Source organism: Neptuniibacter sp. QD37_11 (genome assembly GCF_047778105.1).
Classification (GTDB): domain Bacteria; phylum Pseudomonadota; class Gammaproteobacteria; order Pseudomonadales; family Balneatricaceae; genus Neptuniibacter.
In genome coordinates this window covers 118,476-141,192 of sequence record NZ_CP180552.1, presented here as the reverse complement: position 1 = coordinate 141,192, position 22,717 = coordinate 118,476, and the positions used below count along the sequence as shown (strand labels likewise).

General features: G+C 45.8%; 19 protein-coding genes. 11 read left to right on the top strand and 8 right to left on the bottom strand.

The window, feature by feature from the left end; genetic code table 11:
* Nucleotides 1-4: 4 nt before the first annotated feature.
* A complete protein-coding gene (locus ACMXYT_RS00620) occupies nt 5-1,012 on the bottom strand; it encodes an AAA family ATPase (RefSeq protein WP_415899710.1) in 1,008 nt (335 codons plus the stop codon).
* Nucleotides 1,013-1,364: 352 nt separating this feature from the next.
* Between ACMXYT_RS00620 and ACMXYT_RS00615 the strand changes: the two genes are divergently transcribed.
* The 6 genes from ACMXYT_RS00615 to ACMXYT_RS00590 all read left to right on the top strand — a co-directional run bounded on the left by ACMXYT_RS00615 (nt 1,365) and on the right by ACMXYT_RS00590 (nt 8,046).
* Entirely contained in the window at nt 1,365-3,080 is a 1,716-nt protein-coding gene (locus ACMXYT_RS00615; RefSeq protein WP_415911739.1) for a PepSY-associated TM helix domain-containing protein, read from the top strand.
* The gene (locus ACMXYT_RS00610; protein ID WP_415911738.1) at nt 3,070-3,378 is read left to right on the top strand and encodes a hypothetical protein; all 309 of its coding nucleotides are present in this window, start codon (nt 3,070-3,072) and stop codon (nt 3,376-3,378) included. The genes ACMXYT_RS00615 and ACMXYT_RS00610 overlap by 11 nt, the downstream gene beginning before the upstream one ends.
* A 187-nt stretch (nt 3,379-3,565) precedes the next feature.
* A complete protein-coding gene (locus ACMXYT_RS00605) occupies nt 3,566-4,981 on the top strand; it encodes a hypothetical protein (protein WP_415911737.1) in 1,416 nt (471 codons plus the stop codon).
* Nucleotides 4,982-5,321: 340 nt separating this feature from the next.
* On the top strand, nt 5,322-5,531 hold the full coding sequence (locus tag ACMXYT_RS00600; protein ID WP_286240059.1) for a cold-shock protein: 210 nt from the start codon (nt 5,322-5,324) through the stop codon (nt 5,529-5,531).
* A 932-nt stretch (nt 5,532-6,463) separates the two neighbouring features.
* A complete protein-coding gene (gene purE, locus ACMXYT_RS00595; protein ID WP_415883076.1) occupies nt 6,464-6,946 on the top strand; it encodes a 5-(carboxyamino)imidazole ribonucleotide mutase in 483 nt (160 codons plus the stop codon).
* Nucleotides 6,946-8,046 carry a 5-(carboxyamino)imidazole ribonucleotide synthase gene (locus tag ACMXYT_RS00590; RefSeq protein WP_415911736.1) on the top strand — a complete coding sequence of 367 codons (1,101 nt, stop codon included), beginning with the start codon at nt 6,946-6,948 and terminating at the stop codon, nt 8,044-8,046. The genes purE and ACMXYT_RS00590 overlap by 1 nt, the downstream gene beginning before the upstream one ends.
* Nucleotides 8,047-8,125: 79 nt before the next feature.
* Here ACMXYT_RS00590 and ACMXYT_RS00585 read toward each other — a convergent pair whose 3' ends face one another.
* From ACMXYT_RS00585 to ACMXYT_RS00575, 3 genes are all read right to left on the bottom strand, one after another.
* Nucleotides 8,126-9,022: a c-type cytochrome gene (locus tag ACMXYT_RS00585; protein WP_415911735.1), complete on the bottom strand. Its 897-nt coding sequence runs from the start codon at nt 9,020-9,022 to the stop codon at nt 8,126-8,128.
* A complete protein-coding gene (locus tag ACMXYT_RS00580; protein ID WP_415899705.1) occupies nt 9,019-9,567 on the bottom strand; it encodes a c-type cytochrome in 549 nt (182 codons plus the stop codon). The genes ACMXYT_RS00585 and ACMXYT_RS00580 overlap by 4 nt, the downstream gene beginning before the upstream one ends.
* 95 nt (nt 9,568-9,662) lie before the next feature.
* Complete coding sequence (locus ACMXYT_RS00575; RefSeq protein WP_415899704.1) at nt 9,663-11,438, bottom strand: putative bifunctional diguanylate cyclase/phosphodiesterase; 1,776 nt, start codon at nt 11,436-11,438, stop codon at nt 9,663-9,665.
* 200 nt (nt 11,439-11,638) lie between these two features.
* Between ACMXYT_RS00575 and ACMXYT_RS00570 the strand changes: the two genes are divergently transcribed.
* The gene (locus ACMXYT_RS00570; protein ID WP_415899703.1) at nt 11,639-13,369 is read left to right on the top strand and encodes an ATP-binding protein; all 1,731 of its coding nucleotides are present in this window, start codon (nt 11,639-11,641) and stop codon (nt 13,367-13,369) included.
* A 73-nt stretch (nt 13,370-13,442) separates the two neighbouring features.
* On the opposite strand, the gene ACMXYT_RS00565 is transcribed toward ACMXYT_RS00570, so the two are convergent.
* A complete protein-coding gene (locus ACMXYT_RS00565; RefSeq protein ID WP_415899702.1) occupies nt 13,443-14,378 on the bottom strand; it encodes an electron transfer flavoprotein subunit alpha/FixB family protein in 936 nt (311 codons plus the stop codon).
* A gap of 11 nt (nt 14,379-14,389) precedes the next feature.
* The gene (locus ACMXYT_RS00560; RefSeq protein ID WP_415899701.1) at nt 14,390-15,139 is read right to left on the bottom strand and encodes an electron transfer flavoprotein subunit beta/FixA family protein; all 750 of its coding nucleotides are present in this window, start codon (nt 15,137-15,139) and stop codon (nt 14,390-14,392) included.
* A 343-nt stretch (nt 15,140-15,482) separates the two neighbouring features.
* Here ACMXYT_RS00560 and ACMXYT_RS00555 point away from each other — a divergent pair, with 343 nt between their 5' ends.
* From ACMXYT_RS00555 to ACMXYT_RS00540, 4 genes are all read left to right on the top strand, one after another.
* On the top strand, nt 15,483-17,138 hold the full coding sequence (locus ACMXYT_RS00555) for an electron transfer flavoprotein-ubiquinone oxidoreductase (protein ID WP_415899700.1): 1,656 nt from the start codon (nt 15,483-15,485) through the stop codon (nt 17,136-17,138).
* A 138-nt stretch (nt 17,139-17,276) separates the two neighbouring features.
* Nucleotides 17,277-17,738 carry a methyltransferase family protein gene (locus tag ACMXYT_RS00550; protein ID WP_415893019.1) on the top strand — a complete coding sequence of 154 codons (462 nt, stop codon included), beginning with the start codon at nt 17,277-17,279 and terminating at the stop codon, nt 17,736-17,738.
* Nucleotides 17,739-17,851: 113 nt separating this feature from the next.
* A complete protein-coding gene (locus tag ACMXYT_RS00545; RefSeq protein ID WP_415899699.1) occupies nt 17,852-18,820 on the top strand; it encodes an ABC transporter substrate-binding protein in 969 nt (322 codons plus the stop codon).
* Complete coding sequence (locus ACMXYT_RS00540) at nt 18,760-20,853, top strand: ATP-binding protein (protein ID WP_415911734.1); 2,094 nt, start codon at nt 18,760-18,762, stop codon at nt 20,851-20,853. Before ACMXYT_RS00545 ends, ACMXYT_RS00540 begins: the two co-directional genes overlap by 61 nt.
* A 33-nt stretch (nt 20,854-20,886) precedes the next feature.
* Here the strand turns inward: ACMXYT_RS00540 and ACMXYT_RS00535 are convergent, their stop codons facing one another.
* Together ACMXYT_RS00535 and ACMXYT_RS00530 are read right to left on the bottom strand one after the other, a co-directional pair.
* Nucleotides 20,887-21,648, bottom strand: a complete 762-nt coding sequence (locus ACMXYT_RS00535) for an SDR family oxidoreductase (RefSeq protein WP_415883064.1) — start codon at nt 21,646-21,648, stop codon at nt 20,887-20,889.
* Between the two features lie 306 nt (nt 21,649-21,954).
* On the bottom strand, nt 21,955-22,545 hold the full coding sequence (locus tag ACMXYT_RS00530; RefSeq protein ID WP_415899697.1) for a PepSY-associated TM helix domain-containing protein: 591 nt from the start codon (nt 22,543-22,545) through the stop codon (nt 21,955-21,957).
* Nucleotides 22,546-22,717 lie beyond the last annotated feature (172 nt).

Here is a 22,717-nt window from a genome sequence, read left to right as displayed (position 1 = left end):
ATCCCTAAGGTACCGCCACGCGGTTGATCAGTTCGGCGATCAATTTATCTTTATCTAAACCTCGCGCTTCAGCCACATAGCTCAAGCCGATACGATGCCTTAGCACGCTAGGTGCAATCTCTTGGATATCATCTGGCGTCACAAAATCACGTCCAGCCAACCAAGCTTTAGCACGCACAGCGCGATCCAATGCGATACTCGCACGCGGGCTTGCGCCAAAGACTAAACTATCTTTCAGATCTTCTCCGTAGACTTCTGGATTCCGAGTCGCCATCACTAGCGCGATCATATAATCCTCAAGGTTATCCGCCATATAGACCTGCATAATGCTGGAGCGAGCTGCGAATAACTCCTGCTCGGTCAGCGCAACATCAATATGAGCGGCTTCACCAGCCAACTCGGAGTTATGCTCGTCACGTACTAAACGCAGGATCTCTTTCTCTTGATTATGATCTGGGTAGTCAACGCGGATATGTAGCATAAAACGGTCTAGCTGAGCTTCGGGTAGTGGATAAGTTCCCTCTTGCTCCAGCGGGTTTTGCGTCGCCATCACCATAAAGAATTTAGACAGTGGATAAGTTTTACCTGCAACCGTGACTTGTCGCTCCGCCATCGCTTCTAGCAAGGCAGACTGTACTTTGGCTGGCGCACGGTTGATCTCATCCGCTAATAATAAGTTACAAAACAGTGGTCCCTGACGGAAACTAAACTCGCCTTTTTGCGTGTTGTAGATCTCAGTACCGGTAATATCGCTTGGCAGTAGATCCGGCGTAAATTGAGCACGATGGAACACGCCTTCTAACAGATCACTTAAGGCATGTACTGTACGCGTCTTCGCCAAACCTGGAGGGCCTTCCAGTAAAACATGGCCATCCGTAAGCAATGCAATCAACAGATGCTCAACTAAGGCTTCCTGCCCAATGACTTTCTGCTTTAAAGCCTCTGATAACCCGATCAGTTTACTCTGCAAGGTTTGACTCGATGCCGTATTTGCAGTGGCTTCTACTGTCATTCTAAGCTCCTGTTTTTATTAATTTTGCACAATGACGTTACGAATGAGATGCCTATTTATATGCGGTTAGCATCCTTGTTTTCAACTCTGCCACTCGATCTAATTTTACCCGTCTAAAGGCGGAGATCGTTGGTCACTTAAGTTGAGGAATAGTTCCTAATCCAACTCAACCGCCAATCGTAATCCCCCCTGGTTCCAACAAACCTGCGGAAAAAGTAACAAACGTATCATTCGTTTAAAACTTATAAATGATACGTATTATCAATTGATCCGTATCTTCCTACTCTACATTTACGGCCACAATTCAGGACTCGATAGTCCTGCGGCAGACAATCAAAAAATCGACACATTTATGAATCAAAAATTAGATATAACCAGCCCAAAATCAGTGGCCAAACCAAAACAGAAAAGGAAGCTCTCTGGCCAATATATTGCCTTTTTGATCCATAGTTTTTTTGGTTTAAAAATCACCCTAATTCTGACCTTAGTGTTGGCGTCTGGAACACTGGCGGTGATTGCTCAAGAGATTGATTGGTTGCTAATGCCAGAGATGCGAGTAACGCCGATGGATACCCGACTGAATGAAGGTATCTTGTTAGATAAACTCCAAGCAGCTTATCCAGAAAATGGCCTGAGTAACTTTCAACCCAATGCTAATTTCCCATTTACCGCTGCCAGCGCCATGTTTAATGACAGCAATGGCGGTTTCAGAAACGCTTGGATTAATCCTTACACAGGGGAAGTTTTAGGTGACACACCACTACTGACTGTAGGTAACTTCCTAAATTTCCTACATACCACTCTATTTCTACCGGTTGTTGGCCGCAGTGTCGTTAACGCATTCGGAATTTTCACTATTATCTCCTTAGTCGCCGGATTGATCGCAGCACCTAGCTTCTGGCGTTACTTTTTCCGCAAACCGCGCATGAACAATATGCGCGCATTTTTAGGCGACTTTCATAAGATCGTTGGTGTTTGGAGCATCTGGTTTTTAGTGATAATCGGCGTATCAGGGACTTGGTGGTTCTATCAGGTGCCGTTAGTTTTATACGCCGATGCACCAAAACTGCATGAACCTTATGATCGCAAACCACTGCTCGATTACGCTGAGTTAGATAAGTTTGGTAGCCAAGCACCTACGGCCCTGAGTAGCTATCAAATTGTCGATATCGTTAAGAAAAAATATCCAAATTTTGAGATCACACGCATGGTGCCACCTGAACACAATGCAGATCCTTATGAGATTGGAGGTTCTCAAGGAGAGTGGCTGATACGAGGTGGAGGAAGCCGCATCTGGATCAACCCTTATGATGGCACCATCATTAATCAATCCATGGCTGACTCACTGACCTTTATGCAACGTTTTGATCTAGCGATGCACCCTCTTCATTACGGTACATGGGCTAAATCTGGCGCAGCTGACTTGATCGTAAAATTCATCTGGTTTGTCTTTGGTGCGTTAATGACCGCCCTCTGTGTGACCGGCCTAATTATCTATTACAAACGTACCAAACGGGCTTCGCGTATAGTCTCCAATCGCAGCCCAGGAATTAAAAGGCTAATCAAAGGCTGGCGTATTGTTCGCCCATGGGGCGGCCCTATGGGTGTTTTCAAATATCTGAATATCTTAATGCTGGTTGGTGTTGGTTTTGGTACCAGCGTTGTATTAACACTAGCAGTGCAGGGCGTATCCAATGCAGGTTTTGAATACACTCAAAAACCTTTAGGCCCTTGGGAAGTTAAAGTAAACGCGTTTGCCGGTTTCCTTGAAAAAGATCTACCGCCAATTAGAGAAGGAGGGCGTACCAACTTCTCGGTCAAAATTCCGAAAGATTCTTTGAGTGAGATTAAATTTATCTACGCCCGCGTAGGTAAACCGAGAACATTAAGAGCTCCCGGCACGCTGATCCATGGCCCTCTTGGCGCTAAGCATGTTCATTATCAACTGCCGAAAAAGATTCGCGATAACGCTGAACTCTGGGTTACCGCTATCACTTGGAGTGGTGATGTTTACCAAGCTAATTGGCCATTAATGCCTGATGGTAAGGAGACTATCGATGTTCGCTAAACAAGCAATCGTATTTGCGTCATTAGCTCTGCTATCTGCGCCTTCGTTCGCCCATAGCATCTTCCTTAACTGCTCTACAGCAAATGAGCTGATTGAGTGCGAAGGCAGTTTTTCAGACGGCTCTGCGGCGAGTGACTTCCCTTTTGAAGTCATCTCCTATGAGGATGAGTTACTAGTCAAAGGCCAAACGGATAAAGACTCTGCATTTAGTTTTCCAACACCCGATCAGGACTACTACATCTTATTAGATGCAGGTCCGGGACATGTTGTTGAGCTCGATATGCAGGATGTACAGTAAATTTTTATCTCCTACCACATTGGCTGGTTTATAAAAACTTAATCCAGCCAATTGTGACTTCACTGTACTCAAATACCTTCGAAATATTCCTCTCATAAAAACTTCTTCAACCTGTCATCTAAACGTCACCCGGCATAGATAGTTTTGGCGACATAAATTTATAAGACTTTCCATAAAGGTATTTTCAATGTCTATGCTGCACGGTTCTCACCCTCTTAAAGCGCTAGCCTTAGCGGTTGGCGCAACTTTGCTTACAACAACAGCTTACGCTGCCCCTATTCAAGTAACTAATGGTAATGACAGCGGCGAAGGTTCCATGCGTGCAGCACTGATCGCTGTTGCTGAAGGTAAAGCAGATAGCGTCATTGTTACTAGCAAAGACGATATCATGATCAACTCCACTCTGACTTATACTGGTCAGGCACCTATCGCGATCTACGGCAACGGCCAGATCATCAAAACTGCAAAAAACACCGATTTGCTGGCTATCTCTCAAGGCGCGGACCTAAATATCAGCGGTCTTAAATTTGAAGGACCTGGCGGTTTTAGCATCCAAAACCGCGGTGACCTAAAAGGCGAAGCTGGTAAAGGTATCTTCGTTAACCTACGAGATAACCAAACCGGAACCCTAACCGTGACACTCAATGACGTTGAGGTTAGCGGTGTTGCTTATCACGGTATCCACATCTCTGATTGTGATATTGCCAAAGATTGTGGCGCTGGCGCAGGTGGCGAAGGCGGTGGTTCTCCAGCGTCTATCGCAGTAAATGCGTACAACCTAAACATCCACAATGTCGGCTATGGCCGCGTAGATGGCGATGGCCTTCGAGTCGATGAACGTAACGAAGGCAACATACTATTTACCTCTCATAACTCTCGCTTCAACAAAGTAGGCGCTGACGGTGTTGAGCTAGATGAAGGTCAGAATGGCGACGTAATTGTTAACGTGAGCAACGTCGATTTCTCTAACAATGGTGGTTACTGCCAAAAAGACCTTCTACAACCTCTTCTACCATCTCCAGTAAAAGCTGAGTTTAAAGATGGCGAGATGTCTTCTGACAAAGTACCTGCTGAGATTACCGGTTCCGCTGATGACAAATGCTTTGAGCGCGAAGTAGATCTGTATGCTTCCGGCTCGGTTGAAGCTTACGAGTTTGGTATCGATTTTGATGATGGTTTTGATATCGACGAAGCAGGTAACGGTAGCATCAAGACTGTCCTTTACTCTTCGACTATCCACAATAACCTAGATGAAGGTCTAGACTTTGACGAAGAAGGCGAAGGCGATATCGAGATCACAGTGATTGACTCTGCTGCATCAGGTAACACAGATGATGGCTTCAAAATGACGGAAGAGGAAAACGGTAACCTAACCGCTCTGATCTCTTCTGGTCATGCCGACAAAAACGGCGGTAAAGGCATTGTGCTAGAAGCTAAAGATGCGGGTAAAGTTGCAGCTCTCATCGAAAACAGCACAACCGCAAATAACGACAGTGGTAAGAAATCCGGCCTTAAGATCAAAGGCAAAGGCGTAATTACACTGAAAGGTTCTGAAATCACTGACGGTTTCAAATCAAAAAAAGCTGAGATCGTAAAAATCTAAGCCCAAACAGCCAAATAACAAGGGGGAGCACTATGCTCCCCTTTTCGTCGCAATTAATGCGACCTTTATAGTCTAGGTAGGAACCCGTGGTCAGTGGATCATTATCAGGCTGATCTTTGTCGTAATGTTGGCGAGGCTTTAAATAGCTTTGACTTAACTGATTAAATTATATACAGTGCAGTCCAGCTTGATGCTTTACTTGTTATTTATGTTCCTCACTTCGAAGTCTTTTCTGAATTCCTCGTCCTGTTTTCCGTAAGTAAAAATTAAAAACTCCTGCGTTAACTGCCCCCAACTTTTTGGGCGGCCCACTTATTTCCGAAAAATAGGAAAATTGATTATGTCTAATACAACTACTGGCACTGTAAAATGGTTCAACGATGAGAAAGGTTTTGGTTTCATCGAACAACAATCAGGTCCAGATGTTTTTGCACACTTCAGCGCTATCGCTGGTGATGGTTTCAAAAGCCTTCAAGAAGGTCAGCAAGTTGAGTTCTCTGTAACTCAAGGTCAAAAAGGTCCTCAGGCTGAGAACATCCGCCCTCTATAAGACCTAATTAATGCAGCCGCATTGATTGAATAGAGCATGGCATATGTCATGCTCTTTTAAAGCACTTCCCCCTCCTTACTCTGAACTGTATCTCCTGCTCCAGCTAGCGAACAATCAAGGCTTCTCTATTAACAGCTTCTTGGTTCCTCTACTCTCTACTATGTGCACCTATACTCTTTAGCTAAAGGTAATTTTTTAAAAATACGGTACCTACGAGCATGTTAGAAAATTTAAACGGACAAATTTGCGTATCCCGCCATATAGGAAAAGACCAAGATCTATGGGCATGTTACGAACCACTCACAGCCGTTTCTCCATCCAGACGCCAAATGTGGAAACGTTTAACAGGCCTTTTATCAAAAACGGAGATGGCTCACTACCTTCAAAAGCAATACGACTCCCCTGAGATTTCAAATAACTTTTCTACAGTTTCAAATTAAAACGATATAAAGCATTTCCTAATTACAATTGCATATATCGCCTATCCCCGCTCTGTATTTACTCCATAGATACGAGCAGTTATCCACATTTTTTGATAGACTTTTGCGCAAGGTTTTTGCCCTGTAGTTGTTAGAAACGGGCAATATTGTCAGATCAAGAATTGAACTACTTCGCGAGTACGACTCCTCTATTACTAGCTTTGGTGGTATGATGTCGCCCCTTGGGCGCAGTACTCGGTACAGCCACCACTGTTTTATTGGGTTTATCCTCTGGTGGTACCATTCTACTGGCAGCATTAGGGGTCGGTGTTTCTTCTTTATCGCGGTACCTGCAGCGATATCCGTAACACCTCCAAGCGCTAACCAAAGCCTATCAATGATTGCTAAATCACATAGCATCACGTTTTATAACGTGTTGATACGGCTTCTATTTTTCAGCGCACTGATTATTGAATTTTTGGCATTAAGCCAAGAGGAAACAGGTAAACAAAAATGAGTAAAGTCTCCGTCAGTATCATCATGGGCTCTCGCTCAGACTGGCCAACCATGCAAGAGGCTACTAAGCCACTGGAAGAACTAGGTGTAGAGTTTGAAACTAAAGTAGTTTCTGCACACCGTACGCCTGAGCGTCTTTTCCAGTTTGCCTCCGAAGCGCACACACGTGGCGTTGAGGTAATTATTGCAGGTGCTGGCGGCGCAGCTCACTTGGCTGGTATGGCAGCATCTATGACTCATCTGCCAGTTATCGCAGTACCTGTTGCCAGCAAAAACATTAAAGGCCTAGATAGCCTACTATCTATGGTTCAGATGCCACGCGGCGTAGCAGTTGCTTGTCAGGCAATTGGCGGTGCGGGTGCATACAATGCAGGTCTAATGGCAGCACAGATGCTAGCCCTTAAAGATGCAGAATTGAGCCAACGTCTACAAGAGTGGCGCAAAGCTCAGACTGACAGCGTTCCTGTTGAGGTAGAATAATGCACGTTGCTATTGTTGGATGCGGCCAGTTGGCACGCATGATGGCTTTGGCTGGTTGGCCTCAAGGTCACCGTTTTACTTTTCTGGCTGAGCCAGGTGAAGGTACTGATTGCGTTAAAGGCTTAGGTGAAATTGTTGAGCGCACTCCAGAGATGGAAGGCGAGTCTCTTTTTACTGCACTAGGCAATCCTGATGTGGTAACCGTTGAGCGTGAGCATGTTGATGTGTCTCTTTTGAGCACACTAAAGCCGCACTGCTCTGTTTATCCTTCTCCAGAAGCGATTAGCTATTGCCAACACCGCGGACGTGAGAAAACTTTCCTAAATTCTCTAGGTATTCAGACGGCTCCTTTCCACCTTGCTAACAATGCAGAAGAATTGAGCGCGAGCGTTAAAACGCTAGGTTACCCAGTATTCGTTAAGACCTGCGAAGAGGGTTACGACGGTTACGGTCAATGGGTCCTAAAAACCGATGAAGATTTAGCAAATCTTGTAGCTGAAGCAGATTCGCTACCAGAAGTTGTAATTGAAGGCCGCGTCGATTTTGACCGTGAAGTATCTTTGATTGCGGCACGTGACGCGTCTGGCGCTTGTGTATTCTATCCGCTAACAGAAAACTTTCACCGTAACGGTATTTTGTGGAGCTCGATTGCTCCGGCTGATGCTCCTGAAGCCTTGCATGCTAAAGCTAAAGATATCGCAGATAAAGTACTCAATGCTTTGGACTACGTTGGCGTAATCGCTATCGAAATGTTCCAAGCGGGCGATGATTTGCTGGTTAACGAACTAGCACCACGTGTTCATAACAGTGGTCACTGGACTCAAGGCGCAGGCATCTCTTCCCAGTTTGAAAACCATATCCGCGCGATCTGCGGTTTAGGTTTAGGTCACACCATCAACAGCCAACACGCTGGTATGGTTAACCTACTAGGTATCGCAGCACCTAAAGAGATTATCAGCGAAAGCAATGTACAGCACCATGTGTACAACAAGTCGCTGCGTCCAGGCCGTAAGGTTGGGCACCTTAACCTAGTAAGTGATGACCGTCACACACTAGAAGTTAAGCTAAAACGCATTCGCGATAGCCTTTACGAAGACTAATCGTCTTTAGTTAAGACTAAGCATTAAAAAACCCGGCTACTTTGCAGTACCGGGTTTTTTATTAGCTGCTCTTAGACAATCAAGGCTGAGTCATCAAGTAATGAGCTATAGCCTCTCGATCTGACTTCTTCAGATACTTAGCGCCATCACGCACCACTTCACCCATACTACCGCCAAAGACATCACCATCCTGCTTCACTCCAGACTTCAGTGAGTAAGCTAGATCCGCTTCGCTCCAACCCTGTTTAGCTAATGCGCTTGCAGTAATTGCAGGAATAACACCATCATCTTCAACAAAGCCCTGATGACCACTTAAAGCTGCCGCAGTATCTAATCCACCCAGAAGGTTTCTAGGGGTATGACACGCGCCACAATGCGTCGGCCCTTGAACAAGGTAAGCACCACGATTGTAATGTTCACTGCTCTTTGCATCGGGGATAAACCTTTGTTCATCAAAGAACAGTAACTGCCACACATCTAGGCCCCAATTGATGTTATACGGGAAGCTCACTTGATGCGCTGTCGAAGGTTTAGATACTGCGGGGACAGTTTTAAACGCCGCCCACAAATCAGCTATATCCTGATCAGATAAGTGTGTATAAAAACTATAAGGAAAGGCTGGGTAGTAACTCTGACCGCTAGGTGACTTTCCCGCGCGCAATGCACGCTCAAAATCATCTATACTCCACTTCCCTATGCCGTGTTCCTTATCCGTCGTAAGATTCGGCGCATAGAAGGTGCCGAACGGTGTTTCCGTACCCTTTCCACCCGCTAACGGCTTTCCTTTAGCTTCACTATCGGTGTGACAAGCGATACAGCTTGAAACACGCGCAAGATAAGCTCCTCTGGCAACATTCCCCTTCCGCTCGGATAGCGAGGCTCTAGGCTCATCTACCGAACTCAAGTAGCTGACTCCTAACGCAGCACCTAAAACCAAGCAGATTAGGAGAGATGAAAACCAGAGGAGTTTTCTCATTTATCTTTCTCTACTCTATAGTCAGTATGACAAGCTGAGCAGTTATCGCTTAAGCGCTCAAATACTACCTCTACCGGCATAGTCGCAAAGGATTCCGCACCCTCTTGCACTTCAGGTTCTGCAGCCATACCCATCATGCTTGATGAAGAACCTTCCTCATTTTCAGAGCCAACATTGTCAGCGGCGTCGTACAAGCCTTGGCTGATTCGCTCTAACTCTTTAGAAAGGTGCTGAAAGCGATCCCACTCCTGCCATATTTCCGCTTTGGCTTCGGTTGGGTGATGCAGACTACCTTTAGGGAACAATTTAGTGAGGTTGTTACCCGCATGCATATTGATCGTTTCAGCGGCTACACGAACCTGAATAGGCTCATAAGGAATTTTGCCTTTAAACATATCAGAGACGGTTTTCATCGCCCCTTTCATATCTTCCATCGCATCCATACGTTCTTTAACAATACCCGTCGCACCACCATGGGCCAGCGCTGATAATGGTTGGCTCAACATGAATATAGCAACAAACGCAGGGATGATCTTTTTATACATATCTAATAACTCTCGTCTCAAAAACTACCGATTAAACCCAGTGGAACGGGTAATACAGTAATGATACACGCAGATACCAGAATCAATAAGTGCCGTTAAGCTTGTTGTAACTGTGCTTGCAGTAATTCAGTAAAATGCTCTGCTGGTAGGGGCTTCGAGAACAGATAACCCTGAAAATAATCACAAGATTTTTGCTGCAAGAAATCTCGTTGCTCAGCCAGTTCCACACCCTCGCCGACGACTTTCAGCCCTAAGGCATGAGCCATCTGAATAATACCGGAGATCAGCGCAGGACTTTCGGGTGTGACACTCAGTTCAGCTGTAAAACTGCGATCAATTTTTAAGGTATCCACAGGGAATTTTTGCAGGTAATTAAGGGCTGAATAGCCTGTGCCGAAATCATCAATCGAGAGCTGAACCCCCATTTCACTAAGATGCTTCAACGCCTCACCACAACCACGTTCATCCTCCATGAGAAGGCGTTCGGTGAGCTCAAGCTCGAGAGCCTCAGGCTGCAAACCTGTTTCACGGAGTACACGCTTAACCGTGTATTCCAAATGACCATCACGGAACTGCGGGAATGCCACGTTCACGGCTATTTTGAACGGTTCTCCCATAAGCTCTGCCCATCGAGCCGCTTGCTTACAGGCTTGTTCAAGCACCCAATCACCAATAGGTACAATCAAACCCGACTCTTCAGCTAAAGGGATAAATTGATCAGGAGAGACCTGACCATACTCTGGACATGACCAACGCAATAGGGCTTCTGCACCTATGATTTTACCGCTGGCCGCATCGATGATGCTTTGATAGCTCAAGCTGAGCTGATTTTGAGAAAGAGCACGACGGAGATAGGATTCCATGGTGAATTTAAACACCGTTTCATGCTCCATCTCCCTCGTATAGAAACGGAAGGCATCTTTGCCCACTGCTTTGGCTTTATACATTGCAGCATCAGCATTACGCAGTAGGGCAACAGGATCTTGGCCATCTTTAGGCGCAACCGTAATACCGATACTCGCCGATGTGGATAACTCATAGCCATTGATCAACACCGGCTGCACTGCCGTTCTTAAAATCCGCTCACATATATCCGAGATTTCATCGTGGGCTTTACGATCTGGCAATATGACTAAAAACTCATCACCGCCCAAACGCGCAATAGTGTCGTCGCCATGCACACAGTAGCCCAAGCGTCGACTGATCTCTTGAAGGTGCTGATCACCCACTTCATGCCCTAAGGTATCGTTAATCTTTTTAAAGTTATCTAGATCAACGAATAGGATTCCGACCGAGGTTTGATTCTTATTGGCGCGTGTTAAAGCTTGTGAGAGCCGATCCATCGCCAATACACGGTTAGGCAAACCGGTGAGGTGATCATAAGTGGCTTGGTGGAGAAGTTTTGATTCGTAGTTCTTACGCTCGGTGATATCGCCAATAGAGCCCACCATCCGGTAAGCAACATTGTTCTCATTTCTCAGTGCCAAGCCATGAGCAAGGACCCAGAAATAGCCACCGTTATTATTTTTTACTCGGTACTCGCAACGGAAAAATTCGGTTTCACCTTTAAGGTGCCGACAAAGGACTTTTTGGTAACGTTCACGATCATCCTCATGGACCCATTGTAGCCACTCACTTGAAGTGGTCTTAATAGTGTCTTTGCCCATGCCGATGGTGCTTAATAAGCGGGCAGAAAGGTAGAGTTCTTTACTGACAGGATCCCAATCCCATAGCCCCTCATTCGCACCTTTCATCGCCAAAGCATAGCGCGTTTCAGTTTCCCTAAGAGACTGCTCGACTTTCTCAAGATACTGAATACGCTGACGCAGCTGCGTATTTTCCCTGACCAGATCTGATACACCTTCGGACAACTGCGTTACCTCAATACTTCCAATGTTAACTTTGAGCGCTATCCGAGCTTAACATACTTCAGTTCCACGACCACATTTTGTTGTAGTGGATTGAGCAGGTCTTAGAACAACACTATTGATGTGAATTCTTCCATGGCATCTAATCCAAGTCTTCCTATACTCAATAAACAGAGTATTTAATTTAGAGATATAAAATATTGATGCGTGTCACTTATCAGATGCTATTTGCTGGAATGCTCTTTCTTTTCTCCCAGCTATCTATTGCGCAAATCACCTTTGGACCTGACAGCGAACAACCCACCATTCGCTTTGTTGGAGATAAAGATTACCCACCGATTGAGTGGTTAGAAGATGGCAAACCAAGGGGAATTTTTGCGTCTTTTCTTGAAGAATATTCGAAAGCGCTAAACCGCAAAGTTGAATACAACCTGATGAATTGGAAGCAGGCGCAGCAAGCCGTGTTAGAAGGTAGAGCCGATGTTCTGACCGTTTTCAGTCCTAACCCTGACCGGGTTAAAGATTACGCCTTTGTTGATAGTTTTTTACAGTTTGAAATTAGTCTCTTCCTTCGCAGTGATAACCTCACAATCCATGGTTTAGAAGATCTCAAAGGGATCAAAACCGGCGTATCTAAAGGCGGCTTTCCTCGCAAAATAATAGAGACCCAAAGCCAAGCAGAGCTAGTCACAATCAATGATCATCTAGATGGTTTCCAAAAACTTTTGAAAGGTGAGATTGATGCCTTAGCTACCACTAAATGGGTCGGTTCTTATGTGGTTCAAAAAAATAAACTAAAAGGGATTAAGTTTGCACCCACCCCAATCGCTACCAAAGCGACCCATATGGGAGTCAGAAAAAACGATACTGAACTGGTCCAACAGCTCCAAAAAGGCATAGAACTGATGGAAAAAGAGGGTACCCTAGCAAGCCTTAATCAGCAGTGGTCTGGATATAACATGGTCTATCTCACAGAAGATAAACTTAACCAGATCTACTATCAGTTCGGTTTTGGAGCCGCGTTCGTTTTAGCCTGCTTAGCATTAGCGTCCATTATTACGTTAAAGCGCCAAGTCAGAGAACGCACTCAATCTCTATCCAGCGCCAAAGCCTCTCTCGAAGAAACGGTTGATCGCCTCACCCGTACTCAAAAACAGCTCGTACAAACTGAAAAAATGGCCGCGCTTAACTCCATAGTGAGCGGCGTCGCTCATGAGATAAACACACCTTTGGGTATGGCTATTACCCTGAGTAGCACTCTAAAAGAACAGATTGATCAACTCGAAAAGCTGGTCGGTAATGACGCCTTAACCAAACAAGCGTTACTCGATTTCCTAAGTGACAGCCAAGGATCCTTAGAGCTAGAAGCAGACGCACTGCGACGGGCCGTTACCCTACTGCGTAACTTCAAACAGATATCAGTTCACCAAAGCCAAGAGCACCGGCAACTGATCAATATTGCGGAAGTCATTGAAGACTCAACCGTGATCGCTACCAACGATATTGAAGAGGACAAGATCAATGTATCTGTAAATGGCGATTCCACATTGACGATGGACACTTACCCAGCTCCGCTGGCACAAGCATTAGTCCACCTAATCAACAACGCGGTTATCCATGGATCTAACCAAGCAGAACCTGTTGATGTATCTATAAGCTATGCAAAAAGTGATGAGAATATCATCCTTAAAGTGGCAGATAACGGCTGCGGCATCCCATCAAAATATCTAGCACAGGTGTTTGATCCGTTCTTCACAACCTCCCTTGGGCAAGGAAACTCCGGTTTAGGTTTGAGCATTGTTTATTCGATCGTGAATCACGTTTTAGGTGGCACGATCCGAGTCAACAGTAGCTTCGATACCGGCACTACCTTTATTTTAGAACTACCGCTAACAGCACCTGAAATTCACGATGGTATAGAACCACAGGCATAAAAAAGCCGGTACCAACGGTACCGGCAAACGTAGAGTGAAAAAGAGGTAATTCACACGTAGAAGACTATTTATCCTAACTAGATAACTTTTGCTCTAGCTCAGGAACGGCATCAAATAGATCTGCCACTAAACCGTAATCGGCGACCGAGAAGATTGGCGCTTCTTCATCTTTGTTGATTGCGACAATAATTTTCGAATCTTTCATACCCGCCAAGTGCTGGATCGCACCGGAGATGCCTACAGCAATATACAGCTCTGGCGCAACGATCTTACCGGTTTGACCCACCTGCATATCGTTCGGTACAAAGCCTGCATCTACTGCTGCACGGGATGCACCGACTGCTGCACCCAGCTTATCTGCGACTTTTTCCAGCATGGCAAAGTTTTCACCGTTACCCATACCACGACCACCAGAGATGATTACCTCTGCAGCTGTAAGTTCTGGACGATCAGACTGCGCCATCTCTTCGCCAACAAAGCTAGAGATACCACTGTCGTGTACTGCTGAAATACTCTCAGTAGAAGCACTTCCCCCCTCAGATGCCGCAGCATCAAATGCAGTACCACGGACAGTGATAACTTTTACCGAGTCGCAAGATTCAAACGTTGCGATCGCATTGCCGGCATAGATTGGACGCTGGAAGGTATTATCCGATTCCACCGCAGTAATATCAGAGATCTGCGCTACGTCTAAAAGCGCAGCCACACGCGGCATAAAGTTTTTACCTGTAGTCGTCGCGGGCGCTACGATATGGCTGTAATCCTTACCTATTTCAGCCACCAACTTACCCATATTTTCAGCAAGTTGATGTTCGTAAGCAGCATTGTCTGCCAGCAAAACTTTCTCAACACCTGCTACTTGTGAAGCAGCCTCTGCTACAGCGCTACAGTTTGCACCAGCAACCAGCAGGTGAAGATCACTACCCATCTGAGATGCAGCTGTCACTGCATTTAACGTCGCTCCCTTTAGAGCGCTATTGTCATGTTCTGCAATAATTAAAATCGCCATGTCTTCGCCCCTTAAAGTACTTTCGCTTCGTTTTTAAGTTTTTCCACCAGCTCATCAACACTGGAGACTTTAATCCCGGCCTGACGTTCAGCAGGCGGCGTCACTTTTAGCAACTTGGTATGTGCTTTCAGCTCAACACCTAGATCAGCCGGAGTTTTAATATCTAAAGGCTTACGTTTAGCCTTCATGATATTTGGCAGAGAAGCATAGCGAGGCTCATTCAAGCGTAGATCGGTGGTCACGATTGCCGGCATGTTCAGTGCAACCGTCTGTAAACCGCCATCAACTTCACGAGTCACATTAACCTTGTCACCTTCAATCTTAACTTCAGAGGCGAAAGTACCTTGTGGCATATCAGTTAGCGCAGCCAACATCTGGCCGGTCTGATTGTTATCAGAATCGATCGCCTGTTTACCCATAATCACAAGACCAGGCTGCTCTTCATCGATCACTTTCGCCAGTAACTTCGCCACGTTAAGTGACTCAGGCATATCTTCAGTTTCGATCTGGATACCACGGTCTGCACCGAGGGCTAGCGCCGTACGGATCTGCTCCTGGCAGGCTTTAGGGCCAATAGACACCACAACAATTTCTGAAGCTGTGCCCGCTTCTTTTAAGCGCACGGCTTCTTCGACAGCAATTTCACAAAATGGATTCAAAGCCATTTTTACGTTGGCCAAATCAACATCTGTATTGTCCGACTTAACACGTACTTTGACGTTGTAGTCGATAACACGTTTAACGGTTACAAGTACCTTCATCAGCAAAGACCTTTTAGTTTTAGTTGTAAGAGCGCTTCACACACTCTGTTTTGCTTATCTCTAAATATGCGCTCATTTCGGCGACGTAGGCAATTCGCCTCAAGCATAATAAGTGTTTTCCCTAATCATACTCATTTAAAAATAATAAGCAAACACCCCTAAAATTTATAAAACCCTCCTATAGGCTAATAATCAGGCTATTTATTTATTAGGGAAAACACCTATATAATACTCCTCTATAAACGAGTCCTCTTTTATAGAGCAGTCTCACATAACTAAGTGGAATCACTAGAGAGCGGCAGAATAACGCAGATTCCTCAACCAACTATGAGGGGAGATCGACATGACAAGAGAGTCGATGGAATTTGATGTAGTCATCGTAGGTGCAGGCCCTGCAGGCTTATCAACTGCTTGCAGATTGATGCAATTAGCACAAGATAAAGAACAAGAGCTAACCGTATGCGTAGTCGAAAAGGGCTCTGAAGTAGGCGCCCATATTCTGTCCGGCGCCATTATGGAAACCCGTGCCCTAGATGAGCTGTTCCCTAATTGGAAAGAGCAAGATGCTCCGCTAACGACGGCAGTTACGGAAGATGAGGTTTACCTGCTTAAAGATGGCGACAACGGTAACAAAATCCCTAATGCCTTTGTGCCAAAAACGATGCACAACCAAGGCAACTACATTGTTAGTTTAGGTAATGTCTGCCGTTGGTTAGCCGAACGCGCTGAAGAACTAGGCGTAGAAATTTTCCCGGGCTTCGCAGCTTCTGAGATTCTTTACAATGCCGATGGCAGCGTACGCGGTATTGCCACAGGTGATATGGGCCTAACTGAAACAGGCGAGCAGAAAGACAGCTACATGCCAGGTATGGAGCTACACGCTAAATACACCGTCTTTTCCGAAGGCTGTCGTGGTCACTTAGGCAAAGAGCTGATCAACAAGTTTGATCTGAACCAAGAAGCAGATGCACAACACTACGGCATTGGTATCAAAGAGCTATGGGATATCCCAGCCGAACAGCACCAACCAGGCTTGGTCGTGCATGGTTCGGGCTGGCCTCTAGATAAAGATACCAGTGGCGGTTTCTTCCTTTATCACACGGATAACAACCAAGTGGTTGCCGGCTTGATCGTAGACCTTAACTACGCCAACCCGCATATCAGTCCATTTGATGAGTTCCAGCGTCTGAAACATCACCCTGTATTAAAGAAACATTTAGACGGCGGTACCCGTGTATCTTATGGTGCCCGTGCGATCACTAAAGGCGGCTTCAACTCTCTGCCAAAAATGAACTTCCCAGGTGGTTTATTGGTTGGCTGTAATGCCGGCACACTGAACTTCAGCAAGATCAAGGGCACTCACACGGCGATGAAATCCGGCATGCTCGGTGCTGAAGCGATCTTTGAAGCGGTAGCGTCTGGTTGTTCTGGTGGTACAGACCTTGAGCGTTATCAGGATCTATTCGAGCAATCTTGGCTATACGATGAGCTGTTCCGCTCCCGTAACTTTGGTCCTGCGATGCATAAGTTTGGTGCCATTATGGGCGGTGCATTCAACTATGTAGATCAGAATATCTTCGCCGGTAAGCTGCCGATTACCCTGCATGATGACCACGAAGACCACGCTCAGTTACAACCAGCGAGTAACTTTACGCCGATCGAATATCCTAAGCCTGATGGCAAACTGAGCTTCGACAAGCTCTCCTCGGTTTTCCTTTCCAATACCAACCACGAGGAAGACCAACCTTGCCATCTGCAATTAATGGATAGCAGCATCCCACTAGGGACAAACTTGTTAACCTTTGCAGAACCAGCACAACGTTACTGCCCTGCAGGGGTATATGAAGTGGTGGATGATGAAGAAAATGGTGGTCAACGCTTCCAGATCAACTCGCAAAACTGCTTACACTGTAAGACCTGCGATATTAAAGATCCGGCGCAAAATATCAGATGGGTTACACCAGAAGGCATGGGTGGGCCAAACTATCCAAACATGTAACCTCCCGACTTTCTTATAAAGTTGTGGAAATCTGGGGCTTCATCCATCGAAGCCTCGGATTTTTTTAGCTCAAGATAATTCCCAGATTGTTTATATTAGGTGATACTAAACCTAGGATTTCACAACCTGAGAAGCCACATGCTTAAGCTAGAACTGAAAATTCCACCTGTCGCACTGGTATTAATCTTTGCAGGCTTGATGTGGCTTTGCGCCAAATTACTGCCTTTCCTTTCGATACAAACTGAACTTCGCATTCCCATTGCAGTAGCCATTATTCTGATCGGTTTAGTGTTTGGTTTAGCCGGTGTTATTTCATTTCGTAAAGTTCAAACAACCGTGAATCCAACCACACCAGAAGCAAGCTCTGCATTAGTCACCACAGGCATATTCCAATACACACGCAACCCTATGTATGTAGGTTTGATGTGCCTACTTTTAAGCTGGGCAGTTTACCTTGCCAACCCCGCTTCATTGCTCTGTTCAGTTGGCTTTATCCTGTATATGAACAAGTTTCAGATCCAACCCGAAGAGCAAGCGCTCACCGCACTATTTGGTGATAGCTACAAGACCTACACTCAGCAAGTTCGACGCTGGCTGTAAGCTGGCGTCTTCTGGAAATACTGCTACATTTACAAGAGGTTAGCCCGCTAGGTTAAACCTGCCTGAACATTACTGCTGTTTAAATTTCGTACACAAAGCCAGAGAAAGATTTTATGACCCTGCGTTGCCATAAATGGATTGCTGCGCTTTTGATACTTATCTTTGCGCCCCTGACATCAGCTAACCAGCCTGCTGTGCCGGAATCAGACAAACCTATTCAAGTTTTACTGAACGACTGGACCAGCCAGTTAGTGCTGGCTCGAGTTACGGGTCAGGTACTGCAATCGATGGGCTATAACGTCGGTTACGTAAACAAAACCAGTAATGCCCAGTGGGGTTCACTCAAACTAGGCTTGAGCCATGTTCAAGTCGAAGTCTGGGAAGGCACTATGTCCAAGATGTTCCAACGTATGATCGATGCCGGAGCTATAGTGGATGCCGGCACCCACGATGCCATCACCCGAGAAGAGTGGTGGTATCCACTGTATGTCGAAGAGTTATGCCCAGGCTTACCAGATTGGCAGGCGCTAAAAAAATGCTCCGACCTTTTTGTTGATCCCCGCACTGCCCCGCAAGGGATGTACCTAGGCGGACCATGGGAGAAACCTGATGCCGCTCGCATCCGCGCACTCGGCATGGACTTTAAAGCGATCACCGTTGAGCAAGGCGATGATCTTTGGGTCGAGCTAAAACGTGCGGCTATCGAACAACGACCTATCGTTTTATTTAACTGGACACCCAACTGGGTGGAAGCCAAATACCCGGGCCGCTTTATTGAATTTCCAGACTATCACCCCGACTGCGAGACTAAACCCAGTTGGGGGACCAACCCGCGCTTCCTGCACGATTGCGGCAACCCGAAAAAGGGTTGGCTCAAAAAAGTCGCTTGGAAAGGCATGCCCGACACTTGGCCTTGCGCTTATGAAACCTTACAAAACATCAACTTCAGCAACGCCATGATTGCCCAGCTGGCCTCAATGGTTGATGTAGATGGTCTGAGTTACGAAGCTGCAGCTGATAAATGGATGGCCGACAACCAGACGGTCTGGTCCGAATGGATTCCTCCTCACTGTCAGATATAAAAGGATCAATGATGAAGGGTGATAGCACCATACCAATCAAGGATTCAATCGGCTTCAATCTGATCAAGCTAGTTTTTTCGATCTACATCATTATCGCCGCCATAGTAACCTTGGCTCACATGGCAATCGAATACTTCAACGTAAAGTCTTCGATGCTGCAGGATCTGCAGCTTTACCAAAGCTCGTTTGAAGAGCCTCTAGCCGATTCCCTTTGGGATTTAGATCTGGAACGCACCAAAACGATTACACCAGGTATAGTGAAACTCCCTTCTATCGTTGGCTTACAGATTTATGATTTAGGCGATTCGCTTATCTCTGCGGAAGGTTTAACCCACGACAATTTAGCTGAGCACTCTGGCGGAATTTTACCCACACAATTATTGGAACACGAGTTCTCCATTGTTTACACCAAGGAAAATGAAGAGGCTGCTGTAGGTCGAGCGGTATTTTACTCCAGCTCCGACGTTGTACTTACCAAGGTACAAGCGGGCTTCGCGCTAATCATTATTAATGCCATCATCAAAACAACCGCATTGTGGGCTATTTTCCTCTATATCGTGCGTCCTACGCTGATACGTCCCATTGAGCATCTTAGTAGTGCCTTGCAGAATTTAACTTTTGATAAGCTCAGCAAATCTGACATCACCATTCCAAGAAAACGTCATGATGAGTTGAAGGTGCTCGAGCAAAGTATCAACGCCATGACTACCCGTTTAGCGGAATCCTCAGACCAACTTAACGAGCTAAACAAAAACCTCGATAGATCTCACAAGCTAGCACTTTTGCTGCTCCGCAGCGTAACGGAAATGAAAGAGAGCAAAGAGAAACAGGACTCTTTCTCTGCGGTATCTAATGTGATCTCTGAAGCGATTCCCTGTTTATCTTCATCGGCGTTGTATATCTCTTACTACCATCAAAATACCAACCGCATTCCTAACTTAGACGCGTCAGACACGCCAATAATTGAGGAATCGTACCGCCAGGATGGAAAAATTGAGATCTTGGTTCGGGATGCTCAGATACATAGCAAGACCTCGCATTCCGAGGAAAAACTGCAAGGTAATCTGATCAACATCCCACTTCGACACGGTAAAGAGCTCGTAGGCTCCATCGAAATACTGTCAAAAACCCCCGTCAGTATCAGCATCGAAGAGCAACAATTTATCAGTACGCTGATCCCCTCTCTGATTATTTCGCTAGAAGATCTCAGCATCCGCTCCAACTTGGAGACGGCTGTTAGAGAAAGAACATCAGACCTGCAGAGATCAAATCACGAAATTGCGATTAAGGCGCAAGAACTGGCTCAGATCAGTCAATCTAAGTCGCAATTCCTGTCGAACATCAGTCATGAAATCCATACACCGTTAAATGCGATCATCACCCTAACCGAGCAGAACGCTCAGAACAGCCAGATCCAAGATCCTGTAGCAGTGCTTAGCGTGATTCATCACTCAGCTGAAAACCTACTCAAAGTGATCGAAAACCTTGTCGATTACTCCGAAATAGAATCCGGCAAAGCACACCTAAACCCGATTCGATTTAACCTTGAATCACTGGTCAGCGAAGCGATCGACCACAACAAACCCGCAGCCCAAGGTAAAGGTTTACAGCTCAAACTGAAAACAAAAGTGATCAACACATCCCTGTTTGGTGATTCCAAGCGCCTGTTGCAGATTTTGAATATTTTCCTCGATAACGCCCTGAAATTTACCACCCAAGGCTCCGTGATCTTGAGCGTTTCGCAACAAGCTAGCAGCAACGCACTGTCACAATTTGAGTTTTCTATTCGTGATACCGGCCTAGGCATGGATAAAGACAAGATAAAAACCCTGTTTAACATCACCGGTAACGATAGCGCACCTGCCTTTAGCACACAGACCGGACACGGACTGAATCTATCTATCAGCAAGCAATTAATCGAGATGATGGATGGAGAGCTAGAGATCGACAGCACACCAGATGAAGGTAGTAGCTTTAGCTTTACCTTGAGTTTCAAAAACGCCTGCGAAAGTGAACCGATCGAAGACGAGTGATGAGGCTGATTTAAGTCTCATCACTCCTACGGATTAGATACGTAGACCGCCGTCCATCTCAACGATACGACCCGTAAAGAACTCGTTCTCAATAATATACTGCAGTGTATGCGCCATCTCTTCCACTTCACCTAAGCGGCGAACAGGTACAGCTGCGACCATACGCTCGATCGCTTCTGGCTTCATTTGTGCCGTCATCTCTGTCGCAATCACACCCGGTGCAATACCACCAACACGGATCTTATGGCGCGCTAGTTCACCCGCCCAACTCGTTACCATAGTTGCGACAGCAGCCTTAGTTGCAGAGTAGTTGGTCTGGCCCATATTACCAGCACGGGACACCGAGGAGATATTTACAATAACGCCACCTGTCCCTTGAGTTGCCATCGCAGCCGCTGCTTCTCGACCACAGAGAAAGGTACCGGTCATATTAACCTCGACCACCGACTGGAACTGCTCAAGACTCATCTTCGCTTGCAGCTCACCATCCTTCACTTTGATCAGCATGCCGTCGCGCATCAGACCGGCGTTATTGACCAAGCCATTAATCTCGCCAAAGTCAGCTACGATCTGTTTGAAGGTTTGCTCAACCGCAGACTCATCGGTGATATTGCACACATAACCGCGGGACTCTCCGCCGAACTCAGAACATGCAGCAACCGCTTCATCCAAATTGCCTTGATCCAAATCGATCAGTGCCAACTTACCACCCTGCTTTGCTAGGTTCTCCGCCATTGCGCGTCCTAAACCACGACCACCACCGGTGATAACAAAAACACTGTTTTTAACCTGCATACCCGAATCTCCAAAAATATGGCCATACCTGATTCAATATAGGTAATACCATCTACTTCTGTTGTTTTTATAACCTCATTTATAGCCTGTTTCGGGCGATATTACGAGAATTTTATTAGGGAAAACCCTAACAAAATGTAATTCCGGATAGAGGCGGCTGGTAACGGGGAAAGGCTGGAAAAAGCGGTCAATAGCTGGACGCGTTGCTTGCTAGAACATGACTTTATGGCTGTAATGAGAAATTAAAGCACTGTAGATACTTACTTATCGGTGATGCACTTCTTAACTTTGATAAAACATTACCCTCTACTGATACAACAAAATAGCCAATACTATGAAGGCAGTGATACCAGAACCAAAAATCAAAATATCGACATTCTGCTTCTTTCGTCTTCGAATCCATAAATACAGACCCGAAATAACCCATATCCATATGGAAATAGCGACAAAATCGACAATTATCGCCCATATATCCGAAGCAACCTGCTTCCTTTCAAATCCAGATTTAAAATGCAGATGGTGTAAAAAGCCGTACATTGATGATGGCACATACCGCTCAACTACAGCTTTGCCCTGCGCACTCTGCCAAGTAATACGGTAGTTACCGGCACCAGAATAACGCAAGATGACCAATTGACGGTTATTGGACTCTGCCAGTAGTTGGTAATCGCCTTTTAGATCGAGTCTGGTCAGCAGATTTTGCGCTGTGAGTTGCGGCGTACTGGAAGAGATCTCAGAGGGTTTGAAATCCTGCTCCTGAACGATCGCCCATCCGGGAGGAATGACATGGAATAGGTCTCGAAACCAATCATTGTGGTTCAGAAAAAACGCACTGGTCGCGTACATTAACAACCAAGGCGCCAAAAATAATGCGATATACAGATGAATCCACCGCATTATCTTGTCAAACCGAGCCCAACCCTTCTTAGTCACTCAACTCTGGCCTCTAATATTGTTAAAGCGCATATAGTAATAGAGCCCGATCGTTGTATCTATCAAGAGAGTCCAGTAACAGAAGCACCCTAAGCTAATCCAAGTGGATAATTTATTTACTTAAGCAACTTCGATA